This is a genomic window from Pseudomonas brassicacearum, from assembly GCF_918698105.1.
Classification (GTDB): Bacteria; Pseudomonadota; Gammaproteobacteria; order Pseudomonadales; family Pseudomonadaceae; genus Aquipseudomonas; species Aquipseudomonas brassicacearum_F.
On record NZ_CAKKMI010000012.1, the window covers coordinates 78,242 to 97,861 of the forward strand.

The 19,620-nt window shown below is 62.3% G+C and carries 20 protein-coding genes; 4 read left to right on the forward strand and 16 right to left on the reverse strand.

From position 1 onward, the window contains the following. Window positions 1-22 precede the first annotated feature (22 nt). Window positions 23-610 carry a TetR/AcrR family transcriptional regulator gene (locus LQ215_RS07275; protein ID WP_230148401.1) on the reverse strand — a complete coding sequence of 196 codons (588 nt, stop codon included), beginning with the start codon at window positions 608-610 and terminating at the stop codon, window positions 23-25. Between the two features lie 166 nt (window positions 611-776). Between LQ215_RS07275 and LQ215_RS07280 the strand changes: the two genes are divergently transcribed. Both LQ215_RS07280 and LQ215_RS07285 read left to right on the forward strand, forming a co-directional pair. Beyond that, complete coding sequence (locus tag LQ215_RS07280; protein WP_230148403.1) at window positions 777-1,565, forward strand: SDR family NAD(P)-dependent oxidoreductase; 789 nt, start codon at window positions 777-779, stop codon at window positions 1,563-1,565. Window positions 1,566-1,664: 99 nt separating this feature from the next. Next, on the forward strand, window positions 1,665-2,681 hold the full coding sequence (locus tag LQ215_RS07285; protein ID WP_230148405.1) for an NADP-dependent oxidoreductase: 1,017 nt from the start codon (window positions 1,665-1,667) through the stop codon (window positions 2,679-2,681). 9 nt (window positions 2,682-2,690) lie between these two features. On the opposite strand, the gene LQ215_RS07290 is transcribed toward LQ215_RS07285, so the two are convergent. The 15 genes from LQ215_RS07290 to LQ215_RS07360 all read right to left on the reverse strand — a co-directional run bounded on the left by LQ215_RS07290 (window position 2,691) and on the right by LQ215_RS07360 (window position 18,061). Next, the gene (locus LQ215_RS07290) at window positions 2,691-4,301 is read right to left on the reverse strand and encodes a gamma-glutamyltransferase family protein (protein ID WP_230148407.1); all 1,611 of its coding nucleotides are present in this window, start codon (window positions 4,299-4,301) and stop codon (window positions 2,691-2,693) included. Between the two features lie 42 nt (window positions 4,302-4,343). Then, a complete protein-coding gene (locus LQ215_RS07295; protein WP_003200817.1) occupies window positions 4,344-5,123 on the reverse strand; it encodes an amino acid ABC transporter ATP-binding protein in 780 nt (259 codons plus the stop codon). Window positions 5,124-5,125: 2 nt separating this feature from the next. Then, complete coding sequence (locus tag LQ215_RS07300) at window positions 5,126-5,902, reverse strand: amino acid ABC transporter permease (RefSeq protein WP_014337982.1); 777 nt, start codon at window positions 5,900-5,902, stop codon at window positions 5,126-5,128. A gap of 12 nt (window positions 5,903-5,914) precedes the next feature. Further along, window positions 5,915-6,721, reverse strand: a complete 807-nt coding sequence (locus LQ215_RS07305; RefSeq protein ID WP_230148409.1) for an ABC transporter substrate-binding protein — start codon at window positions 6,719-6,721, stop codon at window positions 5,915-5,917. 78 nt (window positions 6,722-6,799) lie between these two features. Continuing rightward, entirely contained in the window at window positions 6,800-7,468 is a 669-nt protein-coding gene (locus LQ215_RS07310) for a GntR family transcriptional regulator (protein WP_230148411.1), read from the reverse strand. A 227-nt stretch (window positions 7,469-7,695) separates the two neighbouring features. After that, window positions 7,696-8,637 (reverse strand): helix-turn-helix domain-containing protein, encoded by a 942-nt coding sequence (locus LQ215_RS07315; RefSeq protein ID WP_230148413.1) that lies wholly within the window; start codon window positions 8,635-8,637, stop codon window positions 7,696-7,698. Between the two features lie 173 nt (window positions 8,638-8,810). Then, window positions 8,811-9,572, reverse strand: a complete 762-nt coding sequence (locus LQ215_RS07320; protein WP_230148415.1) for a 2-keto-4-pentenoate hydratase — start codon at window positions 9,570-9,572, stop codon at window positions 8,811-8,813. Beyond that, on the reverse strand, window positions 9,569-11,176 hold the full coding sequence (locus tag LQ215_RS07325; RefSeq protein WP_230148423.1) for a bifunctional 3-(3-hydroxy-phenyl)propionate/3-hydroxycinnamic acid hydroxylase: 1,608 nt from the start codon (window positions 11,174-11,176) through the stop codon (window positions 9,569-9,571). The genes LQ215_RS07320 and LQ215_RS07325 overlap by 4 nt, the downstream gene beginning before the upstream one ends. Window positions 11,177-11,178: 2 nt before the next feature. Further along, a complete protein-coding gene (locus LQ215_RS07330) occupies window positions 11,179-12,042 on the reverse strand; it encodes an alpha/beta fold hydrolase (RefSeq protein ID WP_230148425.1) in 864 nt (287 codons plus the stop codon). A gap of 25 nt (window positions 12,043-12,067) precedes the next feature. Further along, entirely contained in the window at window positions 12,068-12,670 is a 603-nt protein-coding gene (locus tag LQ215_RS07335; protein ID WP_230148432.1) for an amino acid synthesis family protein, read from the reverse strand. Between the two features lie 14 nt (window positions 12,671-12,684). Continuing rightward, on the reverse strand, window positions 12,685-13,134 hold the full coding sequence (locus tag LQ215_RS07340) for a VOC family protein (protein WP_230148434.1): 450 nt from the start codon (window positions 13,132-13,134) through the stop codon (window positions 12,685-12,687). An 11-nt stretch (window positions 13,135-13,145) separates the two neighbouring features. Beyond that, a complete protein-coding gene (locus LQ215_RS07345; RefSeq protein WP_230148436.1) occupies window positions 13,146-14,186 on the reverse strand; it encodes a VPS10 domain-containing protein in 1,041 nt (346 codons plus the stop codon). 12 nt (window positions 14,187-14,198) lie between these two features. Continuing rightward, the gene (locus tag LQ215_RS07350) at window positions 14,199-14,993 is read right to left on the reverse strand and encodes an SDR family NAD(P)-dependent oxidoreductase (protein ID WP_230148438.1); all 795 of its coding nucleotides are present in this window, start codon (window positions 14,991-14,993) and stop codon (window positions 14,199-14,201) included. 25 nt (window positions 14,994-15,018) lie between these two features. Then, window positions 15,019-16,509, reverse strand: a complete 1,491-nt coding sequence (locus LQ215_RS07355) for an aldehyde dehydrogenase family protein (RefSeq protein ID WP_230148439.1) — start codon at window positions 16,507-16,509, stop codon at window positions 15,019-15,021. A gap of 10 nt (window positions 16,510-16,519) precedes the next feature. Then, complete coding sequence (locus LQ215_RS07360) at window positions 16,520-18,061, reverse strand: acetolactate synthase large subunit (RefSeq protein ID WP_230148441.1); 1,542 nt, start codon at window positions 18,059-18,061, stop codon at window positions 16,520-16,522. Between the two features lie 28 nt (window positions 18,062-18,089). Between LQ215_RS07360 and LQ215_RS07365 the strand changes: the two genes are divergently transcribed. Together LQ215_RS07365 and LQ215_RS07370 are read left to right on the forward strand one after the other, a co-directional pair. Further along, entirely contained in the window at window positions 18,090-18,341 is a 252-nt protein-coding gene (locus LQ215_RS07365) for a hypothetical protein (protein WP_230148443.1), read from the forward strand. Next, the gene (locus tag LQ215_RS07370; RefSeq protein WP_230148445.1) at window positions 18,338-19,090 is read left to right on the forward strand and encodes an IclR family transcriptional regulator; all 753 of its coding nucleotides are present in this window, start codon (window positions 18,338-18,340) and stop codon (window positions 19,088-19,090) included. The genes LQ215_RS07365 and LQ215_RS07370 overlap by 4 nt, the downstream gene beginning before the upstream one ends. Window positions 19,091-19,620: the final 530 nt, after the last annotated feature.

Genomic DNA, 19,620 nt, shown 5'->3' on the forward strand with positions numbered 1-19,620 from the left:
GTTCTCATGAAACAAATGATCACTAAGGCTGCGTCACGGGCGACGGCGGCAGCGCCGCGATGATCTGGGCGCGGCATACCTCAAGGATTTCATCGGCCAGCGCGGAATCGTCCGGGCAGGCCCGTGACAACATGATCGCACCGACGGCATGCGCCAACATGTCGAGCATTTTGGCCCTGATCGCTTCCTGCGGCGCGTCTTGCCCGGCCTCGTACCCGCTTTCGAGCGCGGCCAGCGTGTTTTCGATGCCGCTGGCAAACGTCGCCTTCAGTTCGGGCGATTGACGGGCGGCGTCGCCACACAGCGCCGCCAAGGTGCAACCGCCACCCCGGCCGTCGCGGTGACCCCTGGACACGTAAAGATCGACGAAACCAGGCACGTCGATGCCCGCATTGTCGGTCACCGACTGCGCAAGGCTGTTGGCTGCCGCTTCGGCCATCAGGTCGGCCTTGGAGCCGAAATGTTTGTAGAACCCGCCATGGGTGAAGCCGGCGGCCGCCATCAGGTCCGCCACACCCACGCCATCAAACCCTCGCTCACGAAACAAGACAGACGCCGTCTCGACGATGTGCTCCCGATTTGCCTGGGCCTGGGCCTTGGTCACCCGCATTTTTCACTCCCTCGTGCAGCTCGAAAATCAGGCCCTCATCATACATAGATGTCGAGCATAATCAAATTCGTTGACAGTTTAGATTTCGACCATCATCCTAATGGCAAGCCACTCGCAATCCGCTGCACATGACTCGCCCATCAATCCTTGAAGAAGAGAATCACCCATGGACACTCGCAAAACCGTTCTCATCACTGGCGCCTCCACCGGTATTGGCGCTGTCTATGCCCAGCGCTTTGCGCAACGTGGGCACGCTCTCGTCCTGGTGGCCCGCGACAGCGCGCGCCTGCAAGCACTGGCCGCCAAGCTGAGCAGCGAACACAACGTTGCCGTGGATATTCTCCAGGCCGACCTGACCCAGATCGGCGACCTGACAACCGTCGAAGCCCGGCTGCGCGACGACGCCAACATCGGCATCCTGGTCAATAACGCCGGCGCCGCCCAATCCGGGACCTTCATCGAACAGTCGACCGACAGCGTCGCGCACCTCGTGTCGCTCAATACCACCGCGCTGGTCCGGCTGGCCAGCGCCATCGCCCCACGCCTGGTCAAAGCGGGTGACGGCGCGATCATCAACATCGGCTCCGTCGTTGGCCTGGCACCGGAGTTCGGTATGTCGGTCTACGGGGCGACCAAGGCGTTCGTGCTGTTTCTCTCCCAGGGACTCAGCCTGGAACTCGCCCCGAAAGGCGTCTATGTTCAAGCTGTCCTGCCAGCGGCCACCCGTACCGAGATCTGGGAACGCGCGGGCATCGACATCAACACCCTGAATGAAGTCATGGAAGTCGCTGACCTCGTCGATGCCGCGCTGGTCGGTTTTGATCGTCGCGAGCCGGTGACCATCCCGCCCTTGCATGAAGCGGCACGCTGGGATGCCTTGCAGGCCGCGCGTCAAGGCCTGCTCGGGCAAATCCGGCAGTCCCATGTTGCCGAACGCTATCAAGACCCGGCGTGATCATTGCCTAGCGGGCGCTGGCGCGAAGGACAGCGCCGGTGTTTCCGGATGCCGTGCCGGGCGATCACTGCGCCGCATCCCTTATGAGAGCAAAGCACCATGAAGGCATTTTTAATCGACCGCTACGGCAAGCACAGTGGCCGTATCGGCGAGCTACCGGCCCCTGACGTGGGTGACCATGACGTTCTGGTCCGCGTGCAGGCCGCCAGCGTCAATCTGCTGGATTCAAAGATCCGCAAAGGTGAATTCAAACTGATCCTGCCCTACTCATTTCCCTTGGCATTGGGTCATGACTTGGCCGGGGTCGTGGTCCGCGTGGGATCCCGTGTCGAGCAATTCAAGCCGGGCGATGAGGTCTATGCCCGCGCCCCGGATGGGCACATCGGCACCTTCGCCAAGCAGATTTCAGTGAACGAAAACGCCCTGGCCATGAAACCGGCAAACATCAGCATGGAAGAAGCCGCTGCCCTGCCCCTGGTCGCCCTGACCGCCTGGCAGGTACTGGTTGAAACCGCCCGACTGAAGCAAGGCCAAAAGGTCTTCATCCAGGCTGGTTCAGGTGGCGTCGGCACCCTCGCCATCCAGCTTGCCAAGCACCTCGGCGCCTTCGTTGCGACCACTACCAGCACCGGCAATGTGGCGTGGGTCAAAGCCCTGGGCGCGGACGTAGTCATCGATTACAAGCAACAGGATTTCGCCAACGTTCTGCAGGACTATGACGTCGTGTTGAACAGCCTGGGCGCCGATGAGCTGGAGAAATCGCTGAAGATCCTGAAACCTGGCGGCCAGCTCATTTCCATCTCCGGTCCACCCACGCCACAGTTCGCCCAGGCCCAGGGATTTTCCTGGGTGCTGAGACTGATCATGGGCCTGTTGAGCAGCGGTATACGCCGCAAGGCCCGCCGAAAAGGTGTGGGTTATACCTTCGTGTTCATGCGCGCCAGCGGTCCTCAACTGCGTGAGATCACCACGCTCGTCGAGTCCGGCAGCATCAAGCCGGTGCTTGACCGATCCTTCCCCTTCGAGGCGACAGCCGATGCCCTGCGCTATGTCGAACAAGGACGCTCGAAGGGCAAGGTTGTCATCAAGATTCACTCCGGAGTGGCCGATAAGTGAAACCGCTCATCACCAAACAGCAATATGCGAATCCGCCCGAGGCTCGGTCCCACCACACAGCACACCGCTGACCGGGTCGCGCAGGATGATCTGGCCGCGGCCATAGTCGGTCAGGTCGCTGGCGATCTGCACCTCATGCCCCCGTCGAACCAAGGCATTGGCCAGGTCCCGTGAGGCGCCGTGCTCGATCCCGACCTTCATTCCCCCCAGCCATTGCCAGCGCGGTGCATCCAGCGCCGCTTGCGGGTTCAGGCCGAAATCCACCAGGTTCATGACCATCTGCACATGCCCTTGGGGCTGCATGTAGCCGCCCATCACGCCGAAGGGACCGAGGGCCTCGCCATTGCGGGTGAGGAAACCGGGAATGATGGTATGGAAGGTCTTCTTGCCTGGGGCCAGGCAATTGGCGTGGGTCGAATCGAGGCTGAATTCCTGCCCTCGATTCTGCAAGGCAATACCGCTGTCGGGCAGCACCACGCCGGAGCCGAACCCGTGGTAGTTGCTCTGGATGAACGAGACCATATTGCCCTCCCCATCCGCGGTCGCCAGGTACACCGTGCCGCTGGCGTGGGGGTCGCCGGGCGCGGGCGGTTGGGCCTGTTCGCCGATCTGTCGACGACGGTGGGCACTGTAGTCATCGCTGAGCAGGTCAGCCACCGCCACGCGCATGTGCACAGGATCGGTGATGTAGTGCAGGCCGTCGCTGTAGGCCAGCTTCATCGCTTCCAGTTGGCGATGCCAGGTCTGTTGGCTGTCACGCTGATCGAAGTCGAAACCTTCCAGAATCTTCAACGCCATCAAGGCCACCAGGCCCTGCCCGCTCGGCGGGATTTCCCAGACATCCACGCCTCGGTAATTGACGTGGATAGGGTCCACCCACTGGGCGCGATAATCCTTGAGGTCCGAGGCGCGCAGGTAGCCGCCACTGGCCCGGGAATGGGCGTCCAGGCGCTCGGCCAACGCACCGCGATACAGGCTCTCGCAGCGGGTGTCGGCCAATTCCTGGAGGGTACGCGCCTGGGCCGGGTTGCGAAAAACCTCCCCGGCCCGTGGCGCCCGGCCTTCGATCAGGAACGTTTCGAACCAGGCTTCGAGGACGGCATCCCGATGGGGCGTGAACTCATTCACCGCGACCTGCCATTGATGGGCAACCACCGGCGACAGTGCAAAGCCGTCCCGGGCCAGGCTGATCGCCGGTTGCAGCAGCTCGGCAAAGGGCAGCTTGCCAAAGCGTCGGGACAACTCGGCCCAGGCCGACGGGCAGCCAGGGACGGTCACCGGCGTCCAGCCATAGATCGGCATCTGCCCGTGGCCGGCGGCCTTGACCGCCTCGATGCTCAAGGCCGCCGGCGCATGGCCGTTGCCGTTGAGGCCGTGCAACTGGCCCTTGCACCAGACCAAGGCAAAAGCATCGCCGCCGATGCCGCAGCCGGTGGGCTCGACCACCGTCAGCGCAGCGGCCGTGGCGATGGCGGCGTCGATGGCATTGCCGCCCTTTTGCATGATCTCGATGCCCGCCTGGGCCGCCAGGGGCTGGGACGCGGCGACCATGCCCCGACGGGCGAAAACGCTCTGGCGTTGCGAAGGATAAGGATATTCGTGGGCAGAAAATTTCAGCATGGCGAAGGCTCTTCGATACAGGAATTCAGTGGCCGGGAAAGGTCATAACACGCGACTGAGAAAGGCCCGGGTACGCGGATGAATGGGGTGACAGAAAATCTGCTCCGGCGGCCCCTGCTCGATGAGCTCGCCCTGGTCCAGGACCACCACACGGTCGGCCACTTCCCGGGCAAAGCCCATTTCATGGGTCACCACGACCATGGTCATGCCCTCCTCGGCCAGCTCCTTCATCACTTGCAGCACCTCGCCGACCGTCTCCGGGTCGAGGGCGCTGGTGGGTTCGTCGAACAGCATGGCCTGGGGTTTCATCGCCAGGGCCCGGGCAATCGCCACCCGCTGTTGCTGGCCGCCGGAAAGCATCGACGGGTAGTGATCGGCCTTGTCCGCCAGGCCGACCCGCTCCAAGAGGCCGCGGGCCTGCTCCAGCGCGGCGGTGCGAGTCACGCCCAGCACCTGGATCGGCGCCTCGATGATGTTCTCCAGGGCCGTCATGTGAGGAAACAGGTTGAAGCGCTGGAAGACCATGCCAATGTCCCGCCGCTGACGGGCAATGTTGCGCTCCGACTCACGCACCAGGCTGCCATCGGCCCGCTCGCGATAGCCCATGGCCCGGCCGTTGACGCGGATCCGCCCGCCCTGGATGTCCTCCAGCAAATTGATGCAGCGGATGAAGGTGGTCTTGCCGGAGCCCGAAGCGCCGATCAGCACCACCACTTCGCCGCGCCGCACTTGCAGGGAGATGCCCTTGAGAATCTGCAACTCGCCGAAGGACTTGTGGACGTCCAGCGCCTCGATAATCAGCTCTTCGCTTTTATGCGCCATGGTTAACGTGCCCTCAGCAGGTTCAAAGTGCTGCGCCCGAACATCCGCGTCGACGCCGGCGGCGGTGACGAGGGCCGGTCCGACTGACCGAAACGGGCCTCCAGCCAGCGCTGGAAAAAGCCCCACAACGTGGTCAGCAACAGGAAGTAGATCGCCACCACCAGATACAGTTCGAACACCCGGAACGTCGCCGACGTGACCATCTGGGTACTGAGCAACAGTTCCTGTACACCGATCACGCTGACCAGCGTGGTGTTCTTGAGCATCACGTTGAACTCGTTGCCCAGCGGCGGCACGATGACCCGGAACGCCTGGGGCAGGACAATGCGGCGCATCAGTTTGGCGAAGGTCATGCCCAGCGAGCGCCCGGCCTCGTATTGGCCCTTGTCCACCGCACCGATGCCGGCGCGGATGATCTCGGCCATGTAGGCCCCCTCGTTGAGACCCAAGGCAATGATCGCCGCCTGGATATTGCCGGGGATCACCAGCCCAAAGAGGTCGATGTCTTCGAAGCGGAAAATCCCGCCGGCGGCCAGCGCGGTGTAGAGAAAGACGATCTGCACCAGCAACGGCGTGCCGCGCATCAGCCACACGTAAAAGCGCACTGGCAAATGCAGCAACGGGTTCTTCGACAACCGCAACAGCGCGGCGGCCAGCCCGAGGGCACAGCCCAGCAGCATCGCCAGCACACTGATCAGGCAGGTCAGCCAGAGCCCCGTGAGGTACACCCCACTGGGCTGCAACAGGTACTGCCAGAACACATCCCAATTGAAATTCATCGGTGGTTCACCTCAATCAAGCGTGTCACTGGCGACATGCCATTTGCCAAGCAGTTGGCTGTAGCTGCCATCGCTGCGCATATCGCCGATGACCTGCTGCACGGCGGCGGTCAGTTGCGGATCGTCCTTGCGAATACCCAGGCCAGTGAGAATCCGGCTGAAGGCTGGCACGCCTTCCTCGAACAGATCGGGGGCCATGGCGGCGTAGTAACCGGCAGTTTCCACGGTGGTGCCGTAGGCGTCGACCTGGCTGATGCGCAGGGCCTGGAAGGCATCGGTGTCGGAGTTGTAGACCACCAGCTTCATCGGCGGCTTGCCGGCCTTGGCCAAGGTTTCGTTCTCGGCGTCGAGCAGGGTCTTGATGGTGGAACCGTTAAGTACCGCGACTTTGCCTGCGGAGAGATCCGCCAGCGTCTTGAGGCCCTTTGGATTGCCCTTGGGCACCACCACCGCCTGGCTGGAATACATGTAGTTGACGATGTCGATCACCTCGCGGCGCTCGGGCTTGTCAAACAGCTGGTCGACGATCATGTCGCACTGTCGCGCCAGCAAGGCGGGGAGCAATCCGGAAAAGGGAATGACCCGCCACTCCACCTTCTTGTCGCCCAGGCGCTTGGCGATCTCCAGCCCCAGGTCCACGGTCAATCCCTTGGGTTTCTGCGCCTCATCAAAAGACACCAGCGGCGGCGAATCCATGCCCGAGCAGTAGACGAGTTTATCGACCTTGAGCAAACGCTCCGGAACAACGGGCGCGGCAACCGCCCACTGCGCACAGAAACCCAAGGATAAAGCGGCAACCAACAGGCGAGGCTTATGCATGACCAGACACTCCAGTTCAGTAAGTAACGGGCAGTACTCAAAGTCAAAACACGGGCAGGATCTGGTGTCCTGCTCTCGTTATTTTTTCGATTGCAGGAACTCGATCAATTCAGGAACGGTGCCTTCGATGTGTGCACGCACCACCGCCTCGGCCTTATCGGCATCGCCCGCGCGCAGGGCGTCGAGGATCAGCATGTGTTCCTGGCGCGCACTCAGGGGCTTTTCCACATGCTGCAACCAAAGACGCATGGGCGCTTCGATCAGGGAATAGAGCGCGCTGATCTGCTTGAGCAATCGCGGACGACCGCTGAGGCTGCACAGGTATTCATGGAACGCGCGATGGCGGCTGACCCACTCGGCGCTTTCCTCGCGGTAATCGTCCATTTCGTCCAGCAGTCGCTCCAAGGCGGCCAACTGGCGTTCGCCAATTCGTGCTGTCGCGACACGCACCGCCAGGCCTTCCAGGGCGCTGCGCATCTCGAAGACTTCATGCAACTCATCGATGTCCAGGCCGCTGACAATCGCCCCGCGATTGGGTCGCAGGGTCACCAGGCCCTGGGCATCCAGACGGCGAAAGGCTTCGCGCACCGGCATCCGGCTCATGCCGATTTCGTTGGCGATGTCCTCGGCAATCAGCCGGTCGCCCTTGCGTAACCGACCGCCACAAATGGCATCGAGCAGGAAGTTGTAGGCCTCCTCCTCGGCCGTTATCGGCGGGCGTTCAGCGTATGTGGGAACAAATTGCATGGCAGCACCTTCTGCATTTTTGTATCCAATTATCCATGGATTCATAAAAGCAGAATGCGTGCCAAGCTCACGAATAATCGTGCAAGCGATTGATTTGGAGGAATTTGCCGAGGAAAACGACTGCCAGCTTTAACCCATCAGCCGCACAGGTGTGCTACCAAACAGCTCATCGGCCGCCTTTTATGGGTGCAGGGGGATCATTGGGTAACACCGCAGGCGGCAGCCCATCAAGCTGGCGCCCTGGGTGTATCGGAGGGTGACTCGCCAAACAGCGCCCGGTAGTGGGCCGCAAAATGGCTCAGGTGGAAAAACCCCATCGCCACGGCGATTTCACTGACGTTGAGTGCCGCCGCACGGGTCGTGATCAAACGCCGGCGCACGGCATTGAGCCGCAGGTTGCGCAGGTACTCCACCGGACGCATCCCGGTGACCGCCTGGAAACTGTTCTGCAGGGTCCTGCGGCTCACCCGCAATTGTTCGCACAAGTCGAGAATGCTCAAGGGCGCCTCTGCGCTGGTGACGACCAGCTCTTGGCAACGCTTGACCAGATAGGCACTGACGGCAAAATTGCCGCGCCGGCCACGCACCTCGTCCGTGGCGTGACTGAACAGGTCGAGAAAGGCGTTGAGCAGCACGTCCTCGAGGATTTTTTCCGAGGCCGGATTGACCGCGTCCGCCTGTTCCAAAAGGTGACGAAACAGTGGGTGGATCCCTTGCTGCACGCGGCGCAGCACCGCCTCGTCCACGCTGACCTGGGACACGCTTTGCAGGCGTTTGAGCTGTTCGCTCGACAGTTCGTAGGCCGCCAGCTTGGCGAACCGCACCGTGTCGACATTGGCCGCAAAGAAGTGCGTGCCTTCCGGGGCGTGCAAGACGAAGTCCTCGCCATCGCGCAACAGCACGACACTGTGGGCGCCCACCTGGTGCCCCTGGACCACCGGCGCACCGCCCAGCGACATGGCAATGCACAAGCGCCCTTTTGGCGCGCAACCGCGCTGCACCACACGCTTATCCAGCACCTCCTGGAAGATCTGGAAACGATCGGCGCACACCTGCCGCAGCTCGCTGGAAAGGCAGCCACGCCCGAGTTGGTCATAGACCTGTTGCCAGCCCAGGATCGAACCGGCGTGTTGCTGAGGATCATTGAAGGTACGGACTTCGGCGAACATGATCATTGTTCCTCGGTGACGCGTGCTTGTTACCTGGTGCTGCGTAGGAGCTGTGTAGGAGCTTGCGTAGGAGCTGTCGAGTGCAACGAGGCTGCGATCTTTCCCCAGACACTTGAATCCCAAGCGAAAGAAATAAGATCAAAAGATCAAAAGATCGCAGCCTTCGGCAGCACCTACCGGAAAACCAAAGCCAGTTCCGTGCCAAGCATGTGCAAACGATATTCGCCGGCCCTGACGTCCATCGGCGCCAACAACGCCCCGGACAGCACCACCTGCCCCGCTTCAACCCGCTGCTCGTCGGCCAGCAACCGCCGGACCAGCCAACACAGATTCGCCAGGGGGGTGTCCTCGCGCGCCAGGACGTTACCTTCACCACAGGACACGCCGTCATGCGCCAGGCGATAGTTCACTTCGGGCAGTCGATCCGGATCGAACCCCACCCTGGCCCCGAGGCAATACAGCCCCGCAGCGGCATTGTCGGCAAGAAACGCCCCGACGCCGAAACGCCAGTCCTGCCAGCGACAATCGGCAATTTCGAATGCCGGCGCGACCTCGGAGACGGCGGCGAGGATGTCCTCGTCGCTGTAGAAACCTGGCACCAGCGTGCGCCCCAGGACAAACGCCAGCTCGATTTCCAGCTTGGGCTGGATCAGCCGTGCCAGGGGCACTGTGCTGCCGGGTTCTACCACCATGGCATCGGTCAGCGCGCCCAACACCGGTTCATCAATACCGAAACGGTCCTGGGCGGCTCGGCCGGCGAAGGCCACTTTCCACCCGGTCAACCGCTCACCAGCGGCCTGGCGCCGACGCAATGCCTCGCGCTGCAAGGTGTAGCCCTCCTGCAAGGCGACGGCTTGTGGCTCCAACGAAGGCAAGGCGTGTACAGCCTGCACGGCATCCTGAAGCCGGACCAGGAAATCATCTTCGCGTCTCATGAGAGTTGCTCCGCCAGTTTGCGCAACACGCCTTCGAGCCGCTCAGGTGTGGTGATCGCGGCAACGAACCGATCCGGCCGCACCACCACAACGCAGTCACGCACCTTGGCAAACCATTCGCCCAAGCGGTTATCGACGTCCTCGACGCAAATGGCGCCGTTGGCGGACAAGGGTTGGTTTCGCCCCACGCCACTGCGCGAGCGATTGATCTGGATGAAGCGCGTTTCCCAGCGCGCCCACCAGGCGGCGGTTTGCTCGCTGAGCTGTTCGCTCGGGTTGACCCGATACCCCAGCACCGCATAGGAATGCCCCAGCACGTCGTCCAGGCGTCGGCGCTGGCCCTGGGCATCTTCGATGGTCGGTTGGATGAACAACTGCCCGACCAGATCATCCTCATGCAACTCGGCGCGCTCGTGATACACCAGGCCTTTGGTGATGGTCGCCTTGGGTTTGAACTTGAATTCCAGCAAGTGCGAGCGAAGGTTGTCGACGCTGTTGACGGCCTGGAACAACCAGTCCCGCACACCGGCCATCAACGGGTTGGTCAGCCCCAGCACGGCGCCCATGTTGTCGGCCAACGCGATGAGATCGGTCGCATGCCCACGGCGTTCCTGGTCGTAACTGGCAAGAATCGCCGGTGACGCCCGCCCTTGAAGAATCGCGGCGAGCTTCCAGGAAACGTTGGCGACATCACGCAAACCCGAATTGAGCCCCTGCCCGGCCCAGGGCGGGGAAATATGCGCCGCGTCCCCTACCAACGCCACGCGCCCCTGGACAAAGCGCGCCGCGACCCGGGAGTTATGGGTGTAGGCACGGATCCGGATGATTTCCAGTTGATCGACCGCATCGCCGATATGCCCACGGATCAAATCCCGGATCGTCGCCTCTTCGCACATCCGGGCCTCGTCTTCACCCTCCAGGAGCATGAACTCCCAGCGTCGCTGCTGATACGGCAGGTAGATGCAGACGAAGGGTCGCTGAGGGTCGGCATGCAGGGCCGTATACGGCGCATCCAGGGAATCGTTGGCGGTGTCGATCACCACCCATTTGCGTGGATGGGTCAATCCCAGCAGTTCGATGCCGAGTTTCTTGCGCACGCTGGAACGTCCGCCATCGGCGCCGATCACGTACTGCGCCTGCAACTGATAGAGCTCGCCCCGGGCATCGCGCACCTGCAAGGTCACGCCCTCGGCATCCTGCTCCAGATCGAGCATTTCATGGCCCTGGCGCAACTCGACACTGGCGTGCTTGCCCAGCTGCTCGCGCAATGTCGTTTCCAGCAACTGTTGCATGAAGATGTTGCGCATCGGCCAGCCATAGTGGGCCGTGCTCGGCTTGACCTCGGCAAAACAGACGCCTCGCGCATTGTAGTAACGCAGGGGCACGTTGCTGATCATGTCGCGCGCGGCCAGTTCGGCGATGCCGATGCCCTGCAACACACGCAGGGCCTCGTCATCCATGCCCACCGCGCGGGGATACGGCAGGACGCCGTCAGCCAATTCAAGGACGATGCAGTCGATGCCGTACAGCCCCATGTAATGAGCGGCCGTGATCCCGTTCGGGCCGCCGCCCACGATGACAACCTGGGTTTTCTCCTGCTTCATCGCTATTCACCGCTTTGTTGTTGTGGTTGTAGGCACTGGTCATACAAATAGTCCATGACGACAAGGTTGAACATTTCGCTCTGGTCATCATGCACATAATGGCTGGCGTCGGCGATTTCCTCGGTGCGCACCCACTTATTGGCCTGCTTGATCGACTCAAGGGTCGCCAAGGGCAGGAAATCGGAACGGGCGCCACGAATGAACAGCGTCGGGCAATCCAGCGCCCGTACCGCCGGCCACAAGTCAGTGGGGGTAATACTCAGCCGCGCCTGGGCAATACCCTGCTGGTCGTGACGCCATTCGATTCCAGCCAGCGTTTCCTTCATGGAATACATCAACCTGGAAGCCAGCCCCTCCGGCGACAAGCCAGGTCGCGCTTGCAACCAGAACTGGGCGGCGCTCTCCCAGTCAGGAAACAACAGCGGTGTCTGGCTCATCTCGCGCCGAATCCGCTCGGCGCCGTCACCGCTGACCGAAGAACCAGGGCCGATGTCCTCGATCACCAACGCTTGCAGTCGTCCCGGATTGAGCCGCGCATACTCCAGTGCATTGGTGCCACCGAGGGAATGCCCCACCAGGACGAAACGCTGCAGCGCCAAATGCGCCACCAGATCTTCAAGATCGTTGACATAGGCCTCGGTCCGGTAAGTGGAGGCATCTGCCCAGTCACTGTGGCCACGACCACGCTGGTCAAGGGCATAGCAGCAGTACCGCTCGCCCAATGCATTGACCAGGCCATCCCAGGTCTGGGCATAAGAGCGCAACCCGTGCAGCAGCACCACCGCAATGCCTGACGGGTTGCCCCAGGACAGATAATGCAGGCGCAGCCCCGATCGATTGGTGAAGAACTGGCTGTTTGCAGACATTCGTTCGCTTCCCACGATCCGTACCTCAATACAGGCCGTCATTGCCCTTGACGTTGGCAGCCTCAAGGCCACCCAGGCGCGCATGCAAGCGCCCACGCGTGGCGAAGGCCCAGATGATGATCAATTCGTCGGCCGCCGGACCGTCACCGAACGACAGCGAAATGCTGTCGTAGTGCGAGCGGACATACAGCGCGTCCTTGTGGGCCAGCGGCACATCGATGGTCACACCGGGCCCGCCACGCTTGCCGGTGGAAGGCACCCAGGACTTGCCGCCGCCCAACGCGACGCGGATCGGATCCGCCGCCGGGTTGGTCAACAATGCATTGCCATGTTCGTACTCGCCCTGGCTGCCCACCAGGCACGCCTTGCCATAGCTGACGATCTTGTGCTGGCCCGCCAGTACCCGGATGCGCCGACCAAACTCCTGACCCAGCAAGGGTGATGGCTCAATCAACTCGGCCAGGCTTTCACTGAAACGGCCGGCATAGGGGTTGGCGATCACAGCGCCAATGGCGTACTTGAACAGCGGCTCACCATCGGCCAACTGGCCCGTTTCGTTGGCCAGGGTTTCCTCGACGAAGGTGTACCATTTGCGGATGTGATAACTGGCGAAATTGGCGGTTTTCATAAGAGCACTCTCTTTCAAAGTGGGTCGAGATCGAAATGCCGGCTGGGGGCTCCAGCGGCCTTGAAGCGGGCCTTGCCTCGCTCGTCGTCATGTTCGGACTCGAGGAAGAATTCCAGGCGATTGCCGTCGGGGTCGTTGAAATACACGCCGTTACCGATCTCGTGGTCAGTGATCTTCACCACCTCGACGCCCTTCTTCAGCAACATGCCGTAGAGCTTGCGCAGGGTGGTCATGTCGCCCGCAATCTCCAGCCCGTAGTGCTGCAGCCCCAGGCCGCCCTGGTGGGCCCCGGGTGCCGCGCGCAGCAACGCGATGTCGTGGTGCTTGGCACCGAAGGCCATCATGATCCAGCTTTCACCCCGGGCGCTTTCATGCATGCCCAGCACGTCGGCGTACCAACGCGCCGACACTTCAGGGTCGCTCACGGACAGCGACAGGTGAGTACGAACGACTTCGACTTTCATCGCGCGATTCCTCAGTTCTTCTTGATGATGGATTGATGCCCGGACTTGATTTGCGCCACGGCGGGCGTCCAGAGCACATCAGCGATTTCACTGAATTCACGCCACTGCTTCTGCCAGCCGTCACCGCCGTTCTCGGAAGTGAACAGATGCCCGTACTTGGTGCCGGCGACGATCTGGAGTGGGTCGGCAGGGTTCAAGGCAATCGCCCAGACACAAGAGTTGGGCTGTTGCGGCAGTGGCAGCACTTCCCAACTGAGGGCGGCATCCCGTGACACCAGCACCTTGCTGGTCGTGCCAGGGGTGCCGTCGGAAATGCTCAGGTAGAGCGTATCCTCGCTGCCCAGCGGTGCGTTCATGGCGCGCACGTAGTACAAGCCGAAGGTTTCCCGGGCGACGATGCCGGTCCAGGTCTGCCCCTCGTCGAGGCTGCGATAAACGGCGTTGACGCACACCACCACGATGACCTTTTGCCCATGGTTGGGCAGGACCACGATGTTGTGCACGTCCGAGTTGAAGTCCCACAGCAGGCGGTCATCGACACGGGTCCAGCTATCGCCACCGTCACGGCTGTGGAACAACCCGCCCTCTTCCAGGCCGAACCACAACTGGTTGCGATCGGTCGGGTCGTAGGCGAACGCCAGCAAGCGCGGACGGCTGACCCCTTCGCAAAACTCCGGGATCTCCACCGGGGCACGTTCCCAGGTCTGGCCACCATCGAGGGTGCGCCACAGCACCGCGCGCGAGGGCGCACCGGTGCCGACGAAAATCCGCTGTGCGTCCTGAGGATCCACGGCCACCTTCCAGACGGTCTGGCCGTTGAAGGGCGAGTCCACCCGCAGCCAATGGCCGCCGGTATCACGGCTGACGCACAGGCCGACGTCGGTGCCGGCATAGATCACCTCAGGCGTCCCCGGATGCAAGCTCAGGGAACGGGTGATCGCGTCGAATTCCAGGTCCTGGCCCAGGCCCAGGCGATGCCAGGTACGGCCATCGTCGGCGCTGCGGATCACCGCCTGCCCTACGGTGGCGACCAAAAGGGTTCCGTTACTCATCACTGCTGCTCCTCAAATGAAGATGCCGCGGGTCAAGCCGCCATCGATGCCAATGGATTCCCCGGTCACCGCACCGGCCTTGGGGGATGCGAGGAAACCGATCAGCCAGCCCATTTCAATCGGCGCCAGGGTGCGGCGGATCGGCGTTGCGTCGATGTAGCCCTGCTCCACCTGCTCGGGCGTCTTGCCCTGCTTGACCCCTTCGCGCTCATACAGCTCCTGGATGTGCGGGGTATCGACCACGCCGGGGTGGATCAGGTTGACGGTGATGCCGGAAGGGCCGAGTTGGTCGGAAAGGGTCTTGGTCATGTGGGCGATGGCCAGGTTGCGCATCCCCGAGAGGACCTTGCTGCCGCGCCCGGTCAGGCCACCGATATTGATGATGCGACCGAAGCCGCCGGCCTTCATGTGCGGGGTCACGGCCTTGGCGCAACGGAAATAGCCGATCACCTTGGTGTTGAGGTCCGAGAGCAATTCGTCGTCGCCGGCATGCTCGATGTCGTTGCGCACCACACCGGACGGGGCCGCGGCGCCGTTCACCAGGATGTCGATACGGCCAAAGTGCTTGTGGGCCGCCTCGACCATGTCGGACACCGCCGACATCTGGTTGGTGTCACAGAACAGCGGCAGCACCTCGTTGCCGGTCTCTGCGGTGATTTCCTCGGCGGCTTGCTGGAGGTATTCCATGCGCCGTGCGCAGATCACCACCTTGCAACCTTCCTGGGACAGAAAGCGCGCGACTTCCTTGCCGATGCCCATGCCACCGCCGGTGACGATCGCCACGCGGCCTTGTAATTCCAGATCCATAGCAGTTCCTCTTGTGATTGTTCGGTCAGGCGAGATCGACGAAGACACTCTTGGTTTCGGTGTAGGCATCGATCACGTTCTTACCCATTTCCCGGCCCCAGCCGGATTGCTTGAAGCCACCAAATGGCGAGGCTGGGTCGACGACGTTCCAGCAGTTGATCCACACCGAGCCAGCCTTCAACTGGGCCGCCACGCGATGGGCGGAACGCAAGTCACGGGTCCAGAGACCGGCGGCCAGGCCGTAGGGCGAGTCGTTGGCGCGCAGCACCAGTTCATCGATCTCGGTCCAGCTCATGACGGTCAGCACCGGGCCGAAGATTTCCTCCCGGGCGACACAGGCGCGCTCGGCGCGGTCGAGAAACACGCTGGGCCGGATGAAGTGACCGCGCTCCAGATGGGCCGGCCGGTCACCGCCGCAGATCAGCTCGGCGCCTTCTTCCTGGCCCCGTTGCAGGTAGCCGCGCACCGTGCCCAATTGCCGGGCCGAAACCAGCGGGCCCATGCTGCTGGCCGGATCCAGGCCGGGCCCCAACACATGGGCGGCCGCGTGGCGCTGGAGTTCTTCAAGCACCTGGTCGAGAACGCTGGCGTGCACGTAGAGACGCGATCCGGCGGTGCAGACCTGGCCCTGGTTGTAGAAAATGCCGTCGGCGGCGCCCTTGGCGGCACGGACGATATCGGCGTCCGGCAGGATGATGTTGGGGGACTTGCCACCCAGCTCCAGCGAGACTTTCTTCATGTTGCCGGTGGCCGCCTGGGCGATCAGCCGGCCCACTTGGGTCGAGCCGGTGAAGGCGATCTTGTCCACGTCCGGGTGCTGGGCCAGCGGTGCGCCGGTATGCACACCCAGGCCGGTGAGCAGGTTGACCACCCCGGCCGGGAAACCGGCGGCCTCGATCAACTGCACCAGACGAATCGCAACCAGAGGCGTCTGCTCGGCGGGCTTGAGTACCGCGACGCAACCGGTCGCCAGCGCTGGGCCAAGCTTCCACACGCACATGGTCAGCGGGAAATTCCACGGCACGATCAAGGCACAGACGCCCACCGGCTCGCGCAAGGTGTAGTTGAGCATCGGCGCGCCGCTGGAGGGCGATACCGGCAGCGTGCTGCCTTCGATCTTGGTCGGCCAGCCAGCGAAATAACGAATGATATTGGCCGCACTGGCCGCTTCGCCCCGGGCCGCGGCGATCGGCTTGCCGTTTTCCAGGGTGATCAGTTGCGCCAGCTCTTCGCGATGCTGGTCGAGCAGTTCCGCCAGGCGAAACAGCAACAACCCGCGCTGGGCCGGTGAGTGCTGCGCCCAGGGCCCGGTGAAGGCCGCGCGGGCGGCAGCGACGGCGGCATCCACGTCGCGTTCGCCGCCTTCGGCGACTTGCGCCAGGATGTGTTCAGTGGCCGGGTTTTCCACGGCAAACCGACGGCCGTCGGCGGCGTCCTGCCAGGTCCCGCCGATAAACAGGCGCCCGGGCTGCGACAGGAACTTCTCGACGGCAGGTAACAATTGAATCGGGTTCATATCCGCTCCTTCACAGTGCCATTTCAATCAGGCAAGGACCGCCATCGGCCTTGGCGTTGGCCAGGGCACGCTGCAACTCACCATTGGTGTGCACGGTGCTGGCCGGCAAGCCGTAGCCCTTGGCCAAGGCCTTCCAATCGATGCGTGGACGGTCCAGTACCGTCAGGCTCAGAGCCTCGGGGCCCAGCTCGGTCATGCCGAAGCGGCGCAGCTCGTTCTGCAAAATGGCGTAGCGATGGTTGGCCGCGATCAGGATCACCACCGGCAGTTGCTCGCGGGCGATGCTCCACAAGGTCTGGATGGTGTACTGGGCACTGCCGTCCGATTGCAGGCAGAACACACGGTTGCCGCGCTCGGCCATGGCCGCGCCAAAGCCCACCGGGATGCCCTGGCCGATGGCGCCACCGGTGTTGGTCAAGACCCGATGCCGGGCGGCATGGGCCGAAGCGGTGAAGAACGGATAGCCGCACGTCCCGCCTTCCACCGAAACGATGCAATCGTCGGGCAGCGACGCAGCCAGCACCTGACCCACGGACTGCGGTGTCAACGTAGCTTCGCTTGGCGGCAGCTCGATACCGGTTGGCGTGGGCACATAAGCCGGTGCTTCGAGCGCATCGGCGAGCGCAGTGAGCGCGCCGGCAACGTCGTCGCCTACTTCCGCCAGGCAGAGCAGGCGTTCACGTTCGGCCAACCGGGAGGCAATGCCTTCGTAGCCGAAGTAGCTGATAGGCTCGGGGACGCCGGCGCAGACCACTGCGTCGTACTGGTCGAGAATCTCAATGGCCACTTCGGGGAAGTAAGGCAGGCGATCCAGGTCAGGCAAACCACCGCCGCGATAGCTCAGGCGCGGAAAGGTTTCGGCGAACAAACGAACGCCCGGCAACTGGGCCAGGCGCCCCGCCGCTTCGAGTCCCGCGACGGACAGGCCTTGGTCGCCAACGATAAACACCAGGCGCCGACCACCACGCAGGGCCTGGGCGACCGCCTCGACCCGGTCACCGGCAAAACGGCGAATCGGGGCCTGCAATGCCGTGAAGGCTTTCTCGTGCTGCACCGTGTTGGCTTGCAGGTCCATCGGCAGAATCAGGCTGGCGATCTGCCCGTTGGCTTGCCAGGCGGCACGCACTGCCTCCTGGAAATCTTCGCCGACACCCGATGCCGTACGCGAAGTACGTACCCACTTGGAAACGCTGCCGGCCAACGCCTGGATATCACTGGCCAGCGGCGGATCGTAATTGACGTGCCAGGACGCATGATCGCCGATGACGTTGACGATCGGGCTGTTGGCGCGACGCGCGTTGTGCAGGTTGGCAATGCCATTGGCAAAGCCCGGCCCCAGGTGCGTCAGGGTCATCGCCGGCTTGCCGGCAATCCGGCCGTAGCCGTCCGCAGCACCGGTGCACACCCCTTCGAACAAGGACAACACCGGCTTGAGGGCTGGCGCACTGGCCATGGCTGCCACCAGGGGAATTTCAGTCGTTCCGGGATTGGCGAAGCAGTATTCGATACCGCTTGCCACCGCCGCTTTCACTATCAGTTGCGCACCATTCATTTCCAGCCCTCTTGATCGAGCGTTTGCAGTGGCTGAGATTTATCACACAGAAAAACCCTCCACTCAAGTATTTTTTACTCATAAAAGCTCTTATTTTGAGATTTATGCAAAATTACAGAGAAAATACGGCCTTCAATGTGTTTGTTTTTCTCAAGCACTGGCGTATCGTGGCAACGCCCCGTTTGCCGAGCGAGCGGGCTTTCCATCACTGGCGCAGCTACCTATAGTGCTCATCCAAACGACCACCTACGCGCCATTCCCCCCTTTAGGAGCGAAATGAGCAGTCTGAGCAAAATGCTGAGTGTGCTGGACCTGTTCGGCCCGACAACGCTGAAGATCGACCCCGACACCATTGCCGAGCGCATGGGCCTGTCCCGGGCGACCGTGTACCGCTACGTCAAGGATTTGTGTGATGCGGGCCTGCTGGTCCGGGTGGATGCCGGCAGCTACGGCCTGGGGCCACGCATCATCGAGCTCGATTGGATGATGCGCCAATACGACCCGATCCTCGTGGCGGGCCGCGAGTTGATGCACCAGCTGTCCGAAGCCACCGGCCTGGCGGTGTTCGCCAGCGTTTTCTATGACGGACACATCATCAACACCTACATCGCCGAACCCAATGACACCTACCAGTTCGCATTCGGTCGCGGCCAGCCGCTGCCGTTTTTTCGCGGTGCGCAATCCAAGGTGCTGATCGCCTTCCAAAAGGGACGCCGCCTGCAACGCCTGTTCGAAGAACACTTGGCCAACGACCCTGACAATACCTACGACTGGGCAAGCTTCTCCAAAGCGGCGAAAAAGATTCGCAAGGACGGCTATTGCCTGACCCACGACGAACTCAACCTGGGACTCACCGGTATCGCGGCACCGATCATCAACCCTGGGCTCGACGAGGTGGTGGGCAGCCTTTCAGCCGTCGGCAGCACCGACAGCTTCAAACTGCTGCGCCAGGAAACCGTGGTTGAAATGGTGATGGACACCACCCGGCGGATTGCCGAGCGGATGCAACATCCGCCTGCCATCGGCTAGAAACCGCAGGTGCGGCCATACCAGTGCCCTGTGGGAGCGAGCATGCTCGCACAGGGTGCTGTAGGAGCTGTCGAGCGAAGCGAGGCTGCGATCTTTTCGCCCCCATTGAGTCTCAAGCGAAAGATCAAGATCAAAAGATCGCAGCCTTCGGCAGCTCCTACAGGTCCCGGCAGGAGCAAGCTCCTATCAAACAAAACGCAAACACTTGATTTTCTATAACAAATTCCAGGTCAAGGCTGCACGGTAGCGAAAAGGTTAAATTCCACGGGAAATGGGGTTGGTCAGAATCTCTGGCTAGCTATCAGACTGCCTTCGCGAGCAGGCTCGCTCCCACAATTGGACCGGAGTACGACCGGAAGAGCCAGGTCGGCTATGAGGCCGCCTCGCGACGGACGTTGATCTCGGCGCCCCGTTAACCACGATGGCCGAACGCAGGCATTGTGGAGTGGGCATCCCGGCATGGATGCCGGGATAGCCGCGCTGGGCCATGGATGGCCCTTCGCGGCGGCCCACGGAGCAATGCCGGAGTG